Below are 13,449 nucleotides of genomic sequence, written 5' to 3'. Positions count from 1 at the left end.
TCGAAACTGGCTGGAGGCCGCTAGTCATGTGCGAGCTGCTCGGTATGAGCGCCAATGTGCCCACCGATATCGTCTTCAGCTTCACCGGGCTGATGCAGCGCGGCGGCCGCACCGGCCCCCATCGCGACGGCTGGGGCATCGGCTTCTACGAGGGGCGCGGCCTGCGCCTGTTCCAGGACCCGCGGGCCAGCAGCGAGTCGGAAGTGGCGCAACTGGTGCAGCGCTACCCGATCAAGAGCGAGGTGGTGATCGGTCACATTCGCCAGGCCAATGTCGGCCGCGTCTGCCTGGCCAATACCCACCCCTTCGTGCGGGAAATGTGGGGGCGCAACTGGTGCTTCGCCCACAATGGCCAGCTGGCGGACTTCCGTCCGGCGCCGGGGTTCTATCGCCCCATCGGCGACACCGACAGCGAGGCGGCCTTCTGCGATCTGCTCAACCGCCTGCGCCTGGCGTTTCCCGAACCCGCGCCCTTCGAGCAGTTGCTGCCGAGCCTGGTGGAGGCGTGTGCGGCATACCGTCAGCTCGGGGTATTCAATTGCCTGCTCAGTGATGGCGACTGGCTATTTAGCTTCTGCTCGACCAAGCTGGCGCACATCACCCGGCGTGCGCCGTTCGGGCCGGCACAGTTGAAGGACGCCGACCTGAAGGTGGATTTCCAGGCGGAAACCACACCCAACGACGTGGTCACCGTGCTGGTCACCGAGCCGCTCACCGATAACGAGAACTGGAGTCGCTACCAACCTGGCGAATGGCGCCTGTGGCGCGGTGGCGAGTGCCTGGCACAGGGCATCGCCTGAGCCGGGCTCATACGGGGCATTGGGGGAAGGGAATGCTGAGAAGCTATCTGCGTCTGGCGCTGTTCGCCCTGGGCCTGCTGATCGGGGTCCAGGTGCCCGGCTTTATCGATGATTACGGCAAGCGTGTCGAGGCCCACCGCCTGGAGTCGGAGCTGGGCCTGAAGGGGTTCCGGGACACCGCCCGGCGTTTCTTCAAGGCGGACCTGCAGGCCCTGGTGGCCCACTACCGTGTGAGCGACGATCCGGTGATGCGCAGCGACGCCCAGAGCGTCGGCGAACTGGTCGAGCGCTCGGCTTTGCTCGAGCAGGAATGGCAGGCGATGCAAGGTCCCTGGTACGGCCAGGTGTGGCACCTGACCGTGACGGCGGATCGAGCGATGCTGGAAGAGACCTTCGCGGCCTATCGCTATCAGGTGCTGTTGGCGCCGGAGGCCATTGCCTGGGGTATCAGCAGCGCCCTGTTGCTGGCCTGGTCGATCGAGGGATTGCTGCTGATGCTGGCCTGGGTGTTCGGCGCCGGTCAGGACCGCCGCGCGCGGGAGCGTCACTGGCGCTAGGTGCGCGCGCCTGGTTCACTCAGTAATTCAGCACCAGTTGCGGACCGAGATAGGCGTTGACCTGACGGATATCGTCGTCGCCCAGCAGGCCCACGGCGGCGGCCAGTTGCAGGCGTGAGATCAGGTAGCGCAACTTGGCTTCCAGCAGGTCGCGCCGGGCGAGAAACACCTGCTCCTCCGCGTTGAGGATGTCGACGTTGGTGCTGGAGCCCGCCAGAAATCCCTTCTTCGCCGAATCCTGGGCCCGCTCGCTGGAGGCGACCGCCTGCTCCAGCGCCCTGATCCGCGCCGGGCCGCTCTGTACCCCGCGAAATTCGCGGGTGGTGGCGGAGTACACCTCCTCGCGGGTGGCGTTGAGGTCTTCCCCGGCCTGCTCGCGGCTGGACGTGGCCTGGCGGACCCGGGCGCTTACCGCGCCGCCGGAGTACAGCGGCATGTTGAACTCCAGGCCGACTGAGGCGTAGCGGTTCTTCTGGTTGATGGTGGTGACCGAGTCGCTTTCGCTGTCGGTATAGCCCAGGACGAAGTCGAGGGTCGGCCAGTGCCCGCCGCTGGCGCGATTGACCTCCTCTTCGGCGAGTCGGTGGTTGTAGTGACGGGCGCGCAGGGCCGGGTTGTTCGCCCGCGCCTTGCTCAACCAGTCCTGCAAATTGTTCGGATGCAGACCGGGGGTGGGGAAGTCGCTGTGCAGGGTGGCGACCTGCTGCGGCATTTCGCCGAGCATTTCCTGCAGCAGGCGCAGGGCGATCGCCAGGTTGTCCTGCGCCTCGATCTGCTCGGCCAGGGCCAGGTCGCGCCGCGCGGTGGCCTGATCGACATCGGTGATGGTGCCGTCGCCCAGGTCGAAACGCCGCTTGGAGGCCGCCACCTGCTGCTCGAAGGCCTTGAGCTTGGCGTTGGCCAACTCGATGGTCTCGCGGGTCAGCAACACGTCGAAGTAGCGACTGGCCAGGCGCACCGCGACGTTCTGGGTCTTGGCATCGAATACCGCCTCGCTGTACTCGGCGCGCTGCTTGCCCTGGCGGTACTCGGCCATCTTCTGGCGGTTGAACAGCGGCTGGCGCAGCTGCACGCCCAGGTTCTGCGAGTCGTAGTCCAGATCGGCATCGGTCGAATTGCCGAACTCCTGGGAGCCCTTGATCTTGCTCTTGCTGGCACTGGCGCTGATCTGCGGCAGCAGGCCGGCACGCCCCAACGCGCGGTTCTCCGCGCCGGCATCGCGCTCGTGAGTCGCCGATCGATAGACCGGACCCTGCAGGCGCAAGGTGTTCCAGGCTTCCTGCAGGTCCAGAGCGGCCGCGGGCAGGCTGGCCATGCCGGCCAGACAGACGAAGGCTAAACGGATCACCATGTCACTGTTCCTTGAAGGCACTGTCGATCCGATCAAGCATAGGCTTCATCAGGTAGCTCATCAGGTTTCGCTCGCCGGTTTTAATCGTCACGGTGGCCGGCATGCCCGGGCGAATGCGGTTGCTGCCGAGCCTGTCCATGCCCTCCTGGGTGACTTCGACCTGCGCCAGGTAGTAGGGCTGCTTGTCGACCTCATCAACCAGGCGGTCGGCGGAGATGGTCAGCACCCGCCCCGGGATGTTGGGCGTCTGTGCGTGATTGAAGGCGGGGAAGGTGATGTCCACCGGCAGCCCCTGGGTCATCCTGTCGATGGCCTGCACCGGCACCCGCGCGTCGACCTGCAGCGGCTCGTTGGCCGGCACCACGTCCATGATGGTCGAGCCCGGCTGGATCACCCCGCCAATGGTCGAGACATTCAGGCCCAGCACCACGCCGTCGATCGGCGAGCGGATTACCGTGTTGGCGACCTCATGGTCCAGCGAGTGCAGGCGGTCGGCCAAGGCTGAGGCTTCCTTCTGCGCCTCCGTCAGCTGCGACTGCACCTCCTTCTGGAAGTCCTGTTCGAGCTGCAGGATGCGCAGCTTGAGTTCGGCGATCTGGTTGCGGGTGCGGCCGATGTCGGCGATGTTCTGCGCCAGCGCGGCGTTCAGTTCGGCGGCGTTGCGCTCCAGTTCGAGCATGCGGTTGCGGGCGACATAGCCTTCCGCGGCCAGGCTGCGCACGCCCTCGAGCTCCTGGCGCAGGAACTTGATCTGGGCATAGCGCGAGCCCTGTACCTGACGCAGGCCCTTGAGTTGCTGCTCGGCGCCCAGGATGTTTTCCTCGAGGATGCCGGCCTCGCCGGTCAGGGCCGACCGGCGGGTGGCGAACAGGCGGTTCTGCAGGGCCATCGAGGCGCTCAGGCGCGGGTCGTCGGCGAAACGCTCGAGCAGCGCCGCGTCGTAGGTGATCGCGGGCGCGCCGTCGCGCTCGGCCTGCAGGCGGTTCTCCACCGTCCTCACCGAGATGTACTGGGCGCTGACCACACCCTGTTCGGCCACGGCGCGGGTCGAATCGAGCTCGACCAGCATCTGGCCGCTCTTGACCATCTGGCCTTCGCGCACCGCGATGGTCTTGATCGAGCCGCCGTCCAGGTGCTGGATGGTCTTGCGGTTGTCGGTGACATTGACCGTGGCGTTGGCCACCACCCCGGCATCCAGGGGCGCCAGAATGGACCAGAGGACGAAACCGCCGAAGCCGGCGAGCACCAGCAGCAGCCCCCAGCGGCCGGGGCGCTTGTCGTCGACATCGACGGCGTCCTGGCTATTGCCAGGGGTGAGTTTCTTGCTTTCGAACTCGAGATTCGACATGGCTCATCACTCCTTGGTCTTGACCGAGGCCAGGCTCGCGCCACCGGATGCGGTCGGCATCACGCTGGCCTGGCGTAGGGCGTTGAACACCTCGTCGCGGCTGCCGAACATGTGCACCGTGCCTTCGCGCAGCACCAGCACCTTGTCGACGATGTTGAGGATCGTCGGCCGGTGGGAGATCAGCACCAGGGTCTTGCCGCGCTGCTTGAGCTCGGCGAGGGCTTTCACCAGGGCCGCCTCGCCGACGTCGTCGAGGCTGGCATTGGGTTCGTCGAGGACGATCAGCGAGGGGTCGCCGTAGAGCGCGCGGGCCAGGCCTATGCGCTGCTTCTGGCCGCCGGACAGCGAGTTGCCGTCGAGGCTCAGGGGGGTGTCGTAGCCCTGGGGCAGGCGCAGGATCATCTCGTGAACCCCGGCCTGCTGGGCTGCCAGGATGACCGCCTCGCCATCGACCTCGCCAAAGCGGGCGATGTTCTCGGCGATAGTGCCTTCGAACAGTTCGACGTCCTGGGGCAGGTAGCCCAGCCACGGCCCCAGTTCGTCCTTGTTCCACTGGAAGATGTCCGCGCCGTCCAGGCGCACCTTGCCGGCGTGGGCCGGCCAGACGCCCACCAGCAGCCGCGCCAGGGTCGACTTGCCGGCTGCCGAAGGGCCGATGATGCCCAGGGTTTCGCCTGGAACGAGGCTGAAGCTGATGTTGCGCAGAATGTTCAGGGGCGTGCCGGGGGCATTGGCGAAGGCGCCTTCCACGCTGACCTGGCCCTCTGGCTTGGGCAGTGGCATGGAGGGTTTGCGCTCGGGGAAGTCGCTCAGCAGCCCGGACAGGCGTCCCCAGGAGGCCCGGCTGGCGAGCAGCTGCTTCCAGGTGGAGATCGCCAGTTCGACCGGAGCCAGGGCGCGGCCGGCGAGGATCGAGCAGGCGATCATCATCCCGGGGGTGATCTTGCCCTCGATCGCCAGCAGTGCACCGGTGCCGAGAATCAGCGACTGCAGGGTCACGCGCAGGAAGCGCGTGGTGCCGTTGATGTAGGCCGCGCGGTCCGAGGCCAGGGTCTGCTTCTCGAGAATCTTCTGATGGTTGCCGAACCAGCGCTCGCGGATGGCCGGGAGCATGCCCATGGCCTCGATGACTTCGGCGTTACGCAGGTTGTTGTTGGCATAGGTGCCGGACGCTACCGACGCCTGGTTGGCTTCGGCCAGCGGCTTGCGAGTGCTGACTTCGGTCAGGTAGGCCAACGCCACCAGCAGCAGCGAGCCGATCAGGGTGATCAACCCCAGCAGCGGGTGGACCAGATAGATGACGAACAGGTAGATCGGCGTCCAGGGCGAGTCGAAGAAAGCGAACAGGCCATTGCCGGTGAGAAACTGGCGGACCTGGGCCATGTCTTGCAGCGCCTGGGCCGGGTTGCCGCCGGCACGGTTCAGGTTGCGCTCGAAGGCGGCGGTGAACACGCGTTTATTGAGCATCATGTCCAGGCGGTTGCCGACCCGGATCAGCACCGTCGAGCGCACCATCTCCAGCAGCCCCATCAGCACGTAGAGGCCGACCACCAGCAAGGTCAGCATCAGCAGGGTAGTGACGTTGCTGCTCACCAATGCCCGGTCGTAGACCTGCAGCATGTAGACCGCAGGCGTCAGCATCAGCAAGTTGATCACGCCGCTGAAACACGCCAGGGCGATGAAGGTTCGGCGCAAGCGAAACAACACTTCTGCCAATTCGGAGCGGGGGGACTGCGGCATGCCCATGACGTTCCTCCAATACTGCTGCTTGCTGATTGCTCAGCCGTGGCGGATGGCCGTTTACCGTCCGTCCCTGGCGGTGAAGTTGTTGTGCAAAAATATTCTCGCCACACGCAAAAGGGGCCCTTGCCACCTAGGTATAGGTGCACTTCCAAGCTTCACGCAAGGCGCGAATCAGCCGGCATGGGAGGGCATGGAGCGTATTAATTCTCTTTTGAAGCAGCGACTTATGATTTTTAAGGGTTTTTACAGGGAGTTCTGTTGGTTTATTGACGAGGGCAAATCGTGAGACCTAAGTCTTAGCGAGGAGGCTGCTCTATCGGCAGTGCGGCGCCACTGGGGGCGGCGTGATGGCCATGGGCATCACGTGAAAGCGGTCGGCAAGCGCTTTTCGAGGATGGGGCGGGGGCGAGGGCAGGTCCCATGCCTGCGACACCGCGAGCCGCCACCAAGGCGTCCGCGGTGCCCTGGCGCCAAGTGCCAGGCGTCGAAGCGTGGTATCAACGAGCTATTTCGACAGGAACTTCATGCCGTCTTCCAGACCCTGCAGGGTCAGCGGGTACATCTGCTCCTGCACCAGTTCACGGATCAGCTGGGTCGAGGCGGTGTAGTTCCAGCTGTCCTTGGGGTAGGGGTTGATCCAGATGAGCTTCTTGTACTTATCCATGAAGCGCTTGATCCAGACGTAGCCGGCTTCCTCGTTCCAGTGCTCGACGCTGCCGCCCGGCTGAGTGATCTCGTAAGGCGCCATCGCCGCGTCACCGACGAACACCACCTTGTAGTCCGGGCCGTACTTGTGCAGCAGGTCCAGGGTGGCGAAGCGCTCGGAGGTGCGGCGCAGGTTGTTCTTCCACACCGATTCGTACACGCAGTTGTGGAAGTAGAAGTACTCCAGGTGCTTGAACTCGGTCTTGCAGGCCGAGAACAGTTCCTCGCAGACCTTGACGTGGGCGTCCATCGAACCGCCGATGTCGAACAGCAGCAGCAGCTTGACCGCATTGCGCCGCTCCGGGCGCATCTGGATGTTCAGCAGGCCGCCGTCCTTGGCCGTGTGGTCGATGGTGCCGTCCAGGTCCAGCTCGTCCTGGGCGCCCTGACGGGCGAACTTGCGCAGGCGACGCAGGGCGACCTTGATGTTGCGCGTGCCCAGCTCGACCTGATCGTCGAGGTTCTTGTACTCGCGCTGGTCCCACACCTTGACCGCCTTGCCCTGGCGCTGGCCGGCTTCGCCGACGCGAATGCCTTCGGGGTTGAAACCGCCTGAGCCGAACGGGCTGGTGCCGCCGGTGCCGATCCACTTGTTGCCGCCGGCGTGGCGCTCCTTCTGCTCCTCCAGGCGCTTCTTGAACTCCTCGATCAGCTTGTCCAGGCCACCCAGGGATTCGATCCTGGCGCGCTCCTCGTCGGTGAGCGAGCGTTCGAATTCCTTGCGCAGCCACTCATCGGGAATCAGTGCCTCGATGTGCTGGTTGAGGTTCTCCAGGCCCTTGAAATAGGCGCCGAAGGCCCGGTCGAACTTGTCGAAGTGGCGTTCGTCCTTGACTAGGATGGTGCGGGCGAGGAAGTAGAACTCGTCCATGTCGGCGAACACCACGTTGTGCTTGAGCGCGTTGATCAGATCGAGCAACTCGCGCACCGACACCGGCACCTTGGCCGCGCGCATTTCGTTGAACAGGTTGAGCAGCATGGCTGCATCCTCGTGTAATCGATGACTCCAAAAATCGTTCCAGGGGCTGCGAGCTAGAGCCAGGCAAGGCGAGGGCAGACGAGGAAGCGGAGTTTACGGCTGTAAATGAGCATTCCGAGACTGGCCTCAATGCAGCATGGCCGACGCGCAGCGGTCCCTGGGGCGATTCTTCAGCGGCTGGCGCGGCGGCTCATGAAGGCCAGGCGCTCGAGCAGCTGCACGTCCTGCTCGTTCTTGACCAGGGCGCCGGCCAAAGGCGGGATGGCCTTGGTCGGATCGCGCTCGCGCAGCACCGCTTCGCCGATGTTGTCGGCCATCAGCAGCTTGAGCCAGTCGACCAGCTCGCTGGTCGAGGGCTTCTTCTTCAGGCCGGGGACCTTGCGCACATCGAAGAACACGTCGAGGGCCTCGGCGACCAGGTCCTTCTTGATGTCCGGGTAGTGCACGTCGACGATCTTCTGCAGGGTGGCGCGATCGGGGAAGGCGATGTAGTGGAAGAAGCAGCGGCGCAGGAAGGCGTCCGGCAGTTCCTTCTCGTTGTTCGAGGTGATGATGATGATCGGCCGCTGCTTGGCCTTGATGGTCTCGTTGGTCTCGTAAACGTAGAACTCCATCTTGTCGAGTTCCTGCAGCAGGTCGTTGGGAAACTCGATGTCGGCCTTGTCGATTTCGTCGATCAGCAGGATCACCCGCTCCTCGGATTCGAAGGCCTCCCACAGCTTGCCCTTCTTGATGTAGTTGCGAACGTCGTGGACCTTGTCCGAATCCAGCTGGGAGTCACGCAGGCGGCTGACCGCGTCGTACTCGTAGAGGCCCTGGTGGGCCTTGGTGGTGGACTTGATGTGCCAGGTGATCAGCCGGGCACCGAAGGACTCGGCCAGCTGTTCGGCGAGCATGGTCTTGCCGGTACCCGGCTCGCCCTTGACCAGCAGCGGGCGCTGCAGGGTGATGGCGGCATTGACCGCGAGCTTGAGGTCGTCGGTGGCGACGTACGACTGGGTGCCTTCGAACTTCATCAGTTAATCCTCGAACGGTAACGGCCGGGGCAGTACCCGCGGGTTCAGTAATTGAAAGGGCGACTATAACGCGGCGCCCCGTCGACTGTGAACGCGGACGCACCATTCAGTCACTGAATGGCGGGTCACGGACGGGCTGTATCAACCGCGCGGGCCCAGCGTCAGCCGCGCAGCCGGTGGCCGTGCGGCTGGACGCTCGGCGCTGTGGGTCTTAGGCTGGCAGGCTTTTCGACGGACATGCACAAGGAGCCTGCCATGAGTCGCATCTTTGCGGACAACGCCCAAGCCATCGGTAATACCCCGCTGGTGATGATCAACCGCCTGGGCCCGGCCGGGGTGACCATCCTGGCCAAGATCGAAGGGCGCAATCCGGCCTATTCGGTCAAATGCCGGATCGGCGCCAGCATGGTCTGGGATGCGGAGGAGCGCGGCGTGCTCAAGCCCGGCATGACCCTGGTCGAGCCGACCTCGGGCAACACCGGCATCGGCCTGGCGTTCGTCGCCGCCGCCCGCGGCTACAAGCTGCTGCTGACCATGCCGGCGTCGATGAGTCTGGAGCGGCGCAAGGTGCTCAAGGCCCTGGGCGCCGAGCTGGTGCTGACCGAACCGGCCAAGGGCATGAAGGGGGCCATCGAGAAGGCCGCAGAAATCGCCGCCTCCGATCCGGCCACCTACTTCATGCCGCAGCAGTTCGACAACCCGGCCAACCCGGCGATTCACGAGAAGACCACCGGTCCGGAAATCTGGAACGACACCGACGGCGCCGTCGATGTGCTGGTCTCCGGCGTGGGTACCGGCGGCACCCTCACCGGCGTGTCGCGCTATATCAAGAAGACCCAGGGCAAGCCGATCGTCTCGGTGGCGGTCGAGCCGGTCAGCTCGCCGGTGATCAGCCAGACGGTGGCCGGCGAAGAGGTCAAGCCCAGCCCCCACAAGATCCAGGGCATTGGCGCCGGCTTCGTACCGAAGAACCTGGACCTGGCAATGGTCGACCGGATCGAGCAGGTGACGGACGAGGAGGCCAAGGCCATGGCCCTGCGCCTGATGCGTGAGGAGGGGATTCTGGCCGGCATTTCCTGCGGTGCGGCCATGGCCGTGGCCGCGCGCATCGCCGAGGAGCCGGCGATGCAGGGCAAGACCCTGGTGGTGATCCTGCCGGACTCCGGTGAGCGCTATCTGTCGAGCATGCTGTTCAGCGACCTGTTCAGTGAACAGGAACTGGTCCAGTAGGAGACGGGCGAGGTTGCTCGAGGACCGCGCCGCCTGCGCGGCGGCTCGATAGCGGTGGGAAAAAGCTGAGCGAAGGTCCGCAGCGGAACCTTCGCCGGTGCGCCTGCCAATGGGCTTATTCGAGCAGGGTATTGCTGGACAGGCCGTTGCGCTCGAGGATGCGGCGCAGCCGCTTGAGGGCCTCGGCCTGGATCTGTCGGACCCGTTCGCGGGTCAGGCCGATGGACTGGCCCATTTCCTCCAGAGTGCAGCCCTCGTCGCCACATAGGCCGAAGCGGCGGGTCACCACGTCACACTGGCGCTCGGTGAGTTCCGACAACCATTCCCGGATGCTCTCGGCCATCTCGCTGTCCTGCAGCAGTTCGCAGGGGTCATTCGGCTGATCGCCGGTCACGGTGTCGAGCAGGCTCCGTTTGTCGGACTCCTCGCCGAAGCAGCTGTCCAGCGAGGTAACCCTGACGTTCAGGTCGCGCAGGCGCTCCACCTCGCCGACGTCTTTCTCCAGCAAGGAGGCGATCTCCTCGCTCGAGGGGTCATGGTCGAGCTTGCGGGTCAGTTCGCGAGCGGCGGTCAGGTAGCTGTTGAGCTTTTTCACCACATGAATGGGCAGGCGGATGGTGCGGGTCTGGTTCATCAGCCCCCGTTCCATGGTTTCGCGAATCCACCAGGTACCGTAGGTGGAGAAGCGATAGCCCAGCTCGGGATCGAACTTGTCCACCGCGCGGATCAGCCCGAGGTTGCCTTCCTCGACCAGGTCCAGCAGCGACAGGCCCCGGTTGAGATAGCCGCGGGCAATCTTCACCACCAGACGCAGGTTGCTTTCGATCATGCGCTTGCGCGCCAGCGGGTCGCCCTGGACGGTCAGGCGCGCGAAATGCAGTTCTTCCTCGCGGGACAACAGCGGCGAGAAGCCGATCTCGTTCAGATACAGGCGGGTGGCATCCAGCGCCTGGTTGTAGTCCGTGGACCTGTGGTGTTTCGCGGCGCCGGTGGACTTGGGCACAGCCTTCGCACCTGCCTTCTCGGCTTTCGCTGCGGGTTCCGGGGCGACAGATTGGGCAACCTTCAGAACCTGGCGGATAGCGGTCTCAACAGTTGGGTCAACTTGTTGGCGCGTATCGGCATCGAGGGTGGATCTGAATGCGTAAGTCATAGTCACAACTCAAAAAGTCCTATGAGGCTTACAGGATTGATTGGTTTCGCGTAAAGCCAAAGATGCATAGGTCCAGCTAAATTGCGCCACCATGGTCTTAATGTTGTTTTGGACTTTAGTCTGCTTTGCTGGGACGCCGGCTCGCTGATTCTCACGCAGAAAAGGGACGGGTGGCCTGTGGTAATTCCGGGCTTTACTACACTGAATGGAGTTTCGGGCGCCTGCTTGAGGTGCTCGCGCCGATTGGGCGCTGGTAGTTGGGGAGGGATGGTGCATGAGTGGCAAAATCAGGATAGGCATAGTCGATGATCACCCGCTTCTAAGGCAGGGGGTCGCGGCAGCGTTAAAGCGTATTGCCGACTTCGAGGTGGTTGAGCAGGGCGGGTCGGCCGAGGAGGCTGAACGCATTGCTGAGAAGTACAAACCGGATGTGATGCTGATGGACGTGCATATGCCGGGCGACAGTTTCGCCGCGGTGCGTGCCATCGTTGAAAGCTGCCCATCGACCAAGGTGCTGATGCTGACCGTGTCCGAGTCGGAAGAGGACGCCTACGCCGCGCTGGAGGCCGGGGCCAGGGGTTATGTGCTCAAAGGTGTAAGTGGGCCGGACCTGGCTCAGGCGATCCGTAACGTGGCGATGGGGCAGACCTTTATCACCCCGGGCTTTGCCGGCAAGTTGATCAGCGACCTGCAGAAGCACAGCAGCGATGAAAAATCGGTTCAAGAGCTGACCCACCGCGAGGAGCAGATCATCCGCGAGGTGGCCAATGGGCTGACCAACCGGGAGGTCGCCGACAAGCTGGAGCTGAGCGAGAAGACCGTCAAACACTACATGACCAGCATCATGCAGAAGCTCCAGGTGCGTAACCGGGTGGAGGCGGTCACTGCGGTCATGGCGTATTGGAAGAATCGTCAGGCCGCCCGGATCAGAAGTCAGTTCGCCACGCACCGGGAAACGGAACTCGCCTCCCATGGAGAAGTTGACTGACCCGCGTCAATTAAAGCCTGAACTTGGCGCTCACCGTGGTGCCGTCATTCGGGTTGGATATTACGTTGAACTGGCCGCCGAGTGATTCCACCCGGTAGCGCATGCCCGCCAGTCCCAGGCGGGCTCGTTCGTGATGCTTGACCAGGACCGGATGCTCAACGTCGAAGCCGTCGCCCGAGTCGGAAACTCGCACTTCCAGCACGCCCTGGACAAAGGTGGCGCTGACCTCCTGCCCCTCGCCGTCGGCATGGTGATAGGCATTGTTCAGGGCCTCCTGGACGAAACGGTAGATGCAGGTCTTGTGCGCCAGCGGTACCTTCTCCGGTAGATCCGAGCAGCTGAGCTTGACCTGGGTTTCGGTGCGCAGCTCATGGCGCTGCACCACCAGCTCCAGTTCCTGGCCCAGGGGCATGCCGTTGATTTCCGGCAGGGCCAGGCCGCGGGAGATGTCGCGAATTTCCCCCAGTGCATCCTTGGCCGCGTGTCTCAGGGACTCCAGCGCGTCCATCTCAAACTCACCGCCGTTCTCCCTATAGCGCTCCTGCAGTACGGCGAGTTCGTCCAGGCGCACCAGAATCAGGGTCAGCAGCTGTGCCGGGCCGTCATGCAGGTCGGCGCCGAGGCGGCGCAGGATGAGTTCATTGACCCGGGAGAAAGACTGGTTGGCGCTGGTGATCTTGCGCTGCAGGTTGATGTTCTGGTTGTTCAGGCGCGCCTGTTCCTGCATTTGTCGGCTGAGGGCCAGCTCTTGACGCAGGATGATGCGCTCGCCGCGGCGGACGATGGCGAACAGCAGCAATAGCATGGACAGGGTCGCCGTACCGACCACGATCCAGACTTCCTGGCGGATGACGGCAATCTCCTGCTCGAGCATTTCGGCCTTTTCGTAGAATTCGCCGACCGCGATGATTCTCTCCGTGCCGAATTCGCGCAGCGGCGCATAGATTTCATACAGGGGGATGCCCAGGCTGCGCTCGTATCGGTTCTCTTCGGCATCCAGCGCACCCCATTCGGTGACCGTATTACCCTGCAGCGCCTGAGTCAGGTCTTCAGCCGCATAGCGCTTGCCGATCATGTCCTTGTTGGTGGCGTAGAGGATGGTGCCATCAGGGGCCCAGATCTTCACCGAGACCACATGCTCGGTTAAGGTCGGGCTGGTCATCAGGCGGTCGATGGCCCCGGCGGATGCTACCGAAAGTCGGTCGGCGGTGGTCAGCTCCTGGACGTAGGGTTCGAGGAAAGTGGTCATGTACAGGCCGACCACGTTGGCCGCGGTCTGCACGGCCGAGCGCTCGATGGTCTTGCTGACCAGGTTGCCGACGAAGGCCATGGTCAGGCCAAGGATGACCGTGGCGGCGATCACGAACTGGGTCGAACGGCTCAGGCGACGCAAGGGCTGTCTGATTTTGTGCCACCAGGGTGAGGGCTGGTGCGGGCTTTGCGTTCCCGTCCCGGATCTGCCAAAGATGGAGTTCAGCATCGGGTCCTCGGCGCGGCTGTCGGCATCGGCCTTGCTTGTCATCCGTACGGCTCCTGGCGCTTACCCTCGCAAGTCGCTGCGAGCGCACGCGGCTTATGG

General features: G+C 63.9%; 11 protein-coding genes. 4 read left to right on the top strand and 7 right to left on the bottom strand.

The window, feature by feature from the left end:
• Positions 1-26 precede the first annotated feature (26 nt).
• Positions 27-800 (top strand): class II glutamine amidotransferase, encoded by a 774-nt coding sequence (locus tag KDW96_RS03980; RefSeq protein WP_255839131.1) that lies wholly within the window; start codon positions 27-29, stop codon positions 798-800.
• Between the two features lie 32 nt (positions 801-832).
• A complete protein-coding gene (locus tag KDW96_RS03975) occupies positions 833-1,357 on the top strand; it encodes a DUF2937 family protein (RefSeq protein WP_255839130.1) in 525 nt (174 codons plus the stop codon).
• 19 nt (positions 1,358-1,376) lie between these two features.
• On the opposite strand, the gene KDW96_RS03970 is transcribed toward KDW96_RS03975, so the two are convergent.
• From KDW96_RS03970 to KDW96_RS03950, 5 genes are all read right to left on the bottom strand, one after another.
• A complete protein-coding gene (locus KDW96_RS03970) occupies positions 1,377-2,708 on the bottom strand; it encodes a TolC family outer membrane protein (protein ID WP_255839129.1) in 1,332 nt (443 codons plus the stop codon).
• Position 2,709: 1 nt separating this feature from the next.
• Positions 2,710-4,056: an HlyD family type I secretion periplasmic adaptor subunit gene (locus KDW96_RS03965; protein ID WP_255839125.1), complete on the bottom strand. Its 1,347-nt coding sequence runs from the start codon at positions 4,054-4,056 to the stop codon at positions 2,710-2,712.
• 6 nt (positions 4,057-4,062) lie between these two features.
• Complete coding sequence (locus KDW96_RS03960) at positions 4,063-5,796, bottom strand: type I secretion system permease/ATPase (protein ID WP_255839124.1); 1,734 nt, start codon at positions 5,794-5,796, stop codon at positions 4,063-4,065.
• A gap of 508 nt (positions 5,797-6,304) precedes the next feature.
• The gene (locus KDW96_RS03955; protein ID WP_255839123.1) at positions 6,305-7,483 is read right to left on the bottom strand and encodes a vWA domain-containing protein; all 1,179 of its coding nucleotides are present in this window, start codon (positions 7,481-7,483) and stop codon (positions 6,305-6,307) included.
• A 170-nt stretch (positions 7,484-7,653) separates the two neighbouring features.
• On the bottom strand, positions 7,654-8,499 hold the full coding sequence (locus tag KDW96_RS03950) for an AAA family ATPase (protein ID WP_233684776.1): 846 nt from the start codon (positions 8,497-8,499) through the stop codon (positions 7,654-7,656).
• 255 nt (positions 8,500-8,754) lie between these two features.
• Between KDW96_RS03950 and cysK the strand changes: the two genes are divergently transcribed.
• Entirely contained in the window at positions 8,755-9,729 is a 975-nt protein-coding gene (gene cysK / locus KDW96_RS03945; protein WP_255839122.1) for a cysteine synthase A, read from the top strand.
• Between the two features lie 115 nt (positions 9,730-9,844).
• On the opposite strand, the gene rpoS is transcribed toward cysK, so the two are convergent.
• Positions 9,845-10,810: an RNA polymerase sigma factor RpoS gene (rpoS, locus tag KDW96_RS03940; protein WP_370295500.1), complete on the bottom strand. Its 966-nt coding sequence runs from the start codon at positions 10,808-10,810 to the stop codon at positions 9,845-9,847.
• Positions 10,811-11,156: 346 nt separating this feature from the next.
• Between rpoS and KDW96_RS03935 the strand changes: the two genes are divergently transcribed.
• Positions 11,157-11,870, top strand: coding sequence for a response regulator (locus KDW96_RS03935; RefSeq protein ID WP_255839121.1), 714 nt, complete (start codon positions 11,157-11,159; stop codon positions 11,868-11,870).
• A 10-nt stretch (positions 11,871-11,880) separates the two neighbouring features.
• On the opposite strand, the gene KDW96_RS03930 is transcribed toward KDW96_RS03935, so the two are convergent.
• The gene (locus tag KDW96_RS03930) at positions 11,881-13,392 is read right to left on the bottom strand and encodes a sensor histidine kinase (protein ID WP_255839120.1); all 1,512 of its coding nucleotides are present in this window, start codon (positions 13,390-13,392) and stop codon (positions 11,881-11,883) included.
• Between the last annotated feature and the right edge of the window lie 57 nt (positions 13,393-13,449).

Origin of the sequence: Pseudomonas benzenivorans (assembly GCF_024397895.1) — a bacterium.
Taxonomy (GTDB): Bacteria; Pseudomonadota; Gammaproteobacteria; order Pseudomonadales; family Pseudomonadaceae; genus Aquipseudomonas; species Aquipseudomonas benzenivorans_A.
This window is presented reverse-complemented; position numbering and strand designations above follow the sequence as displayed.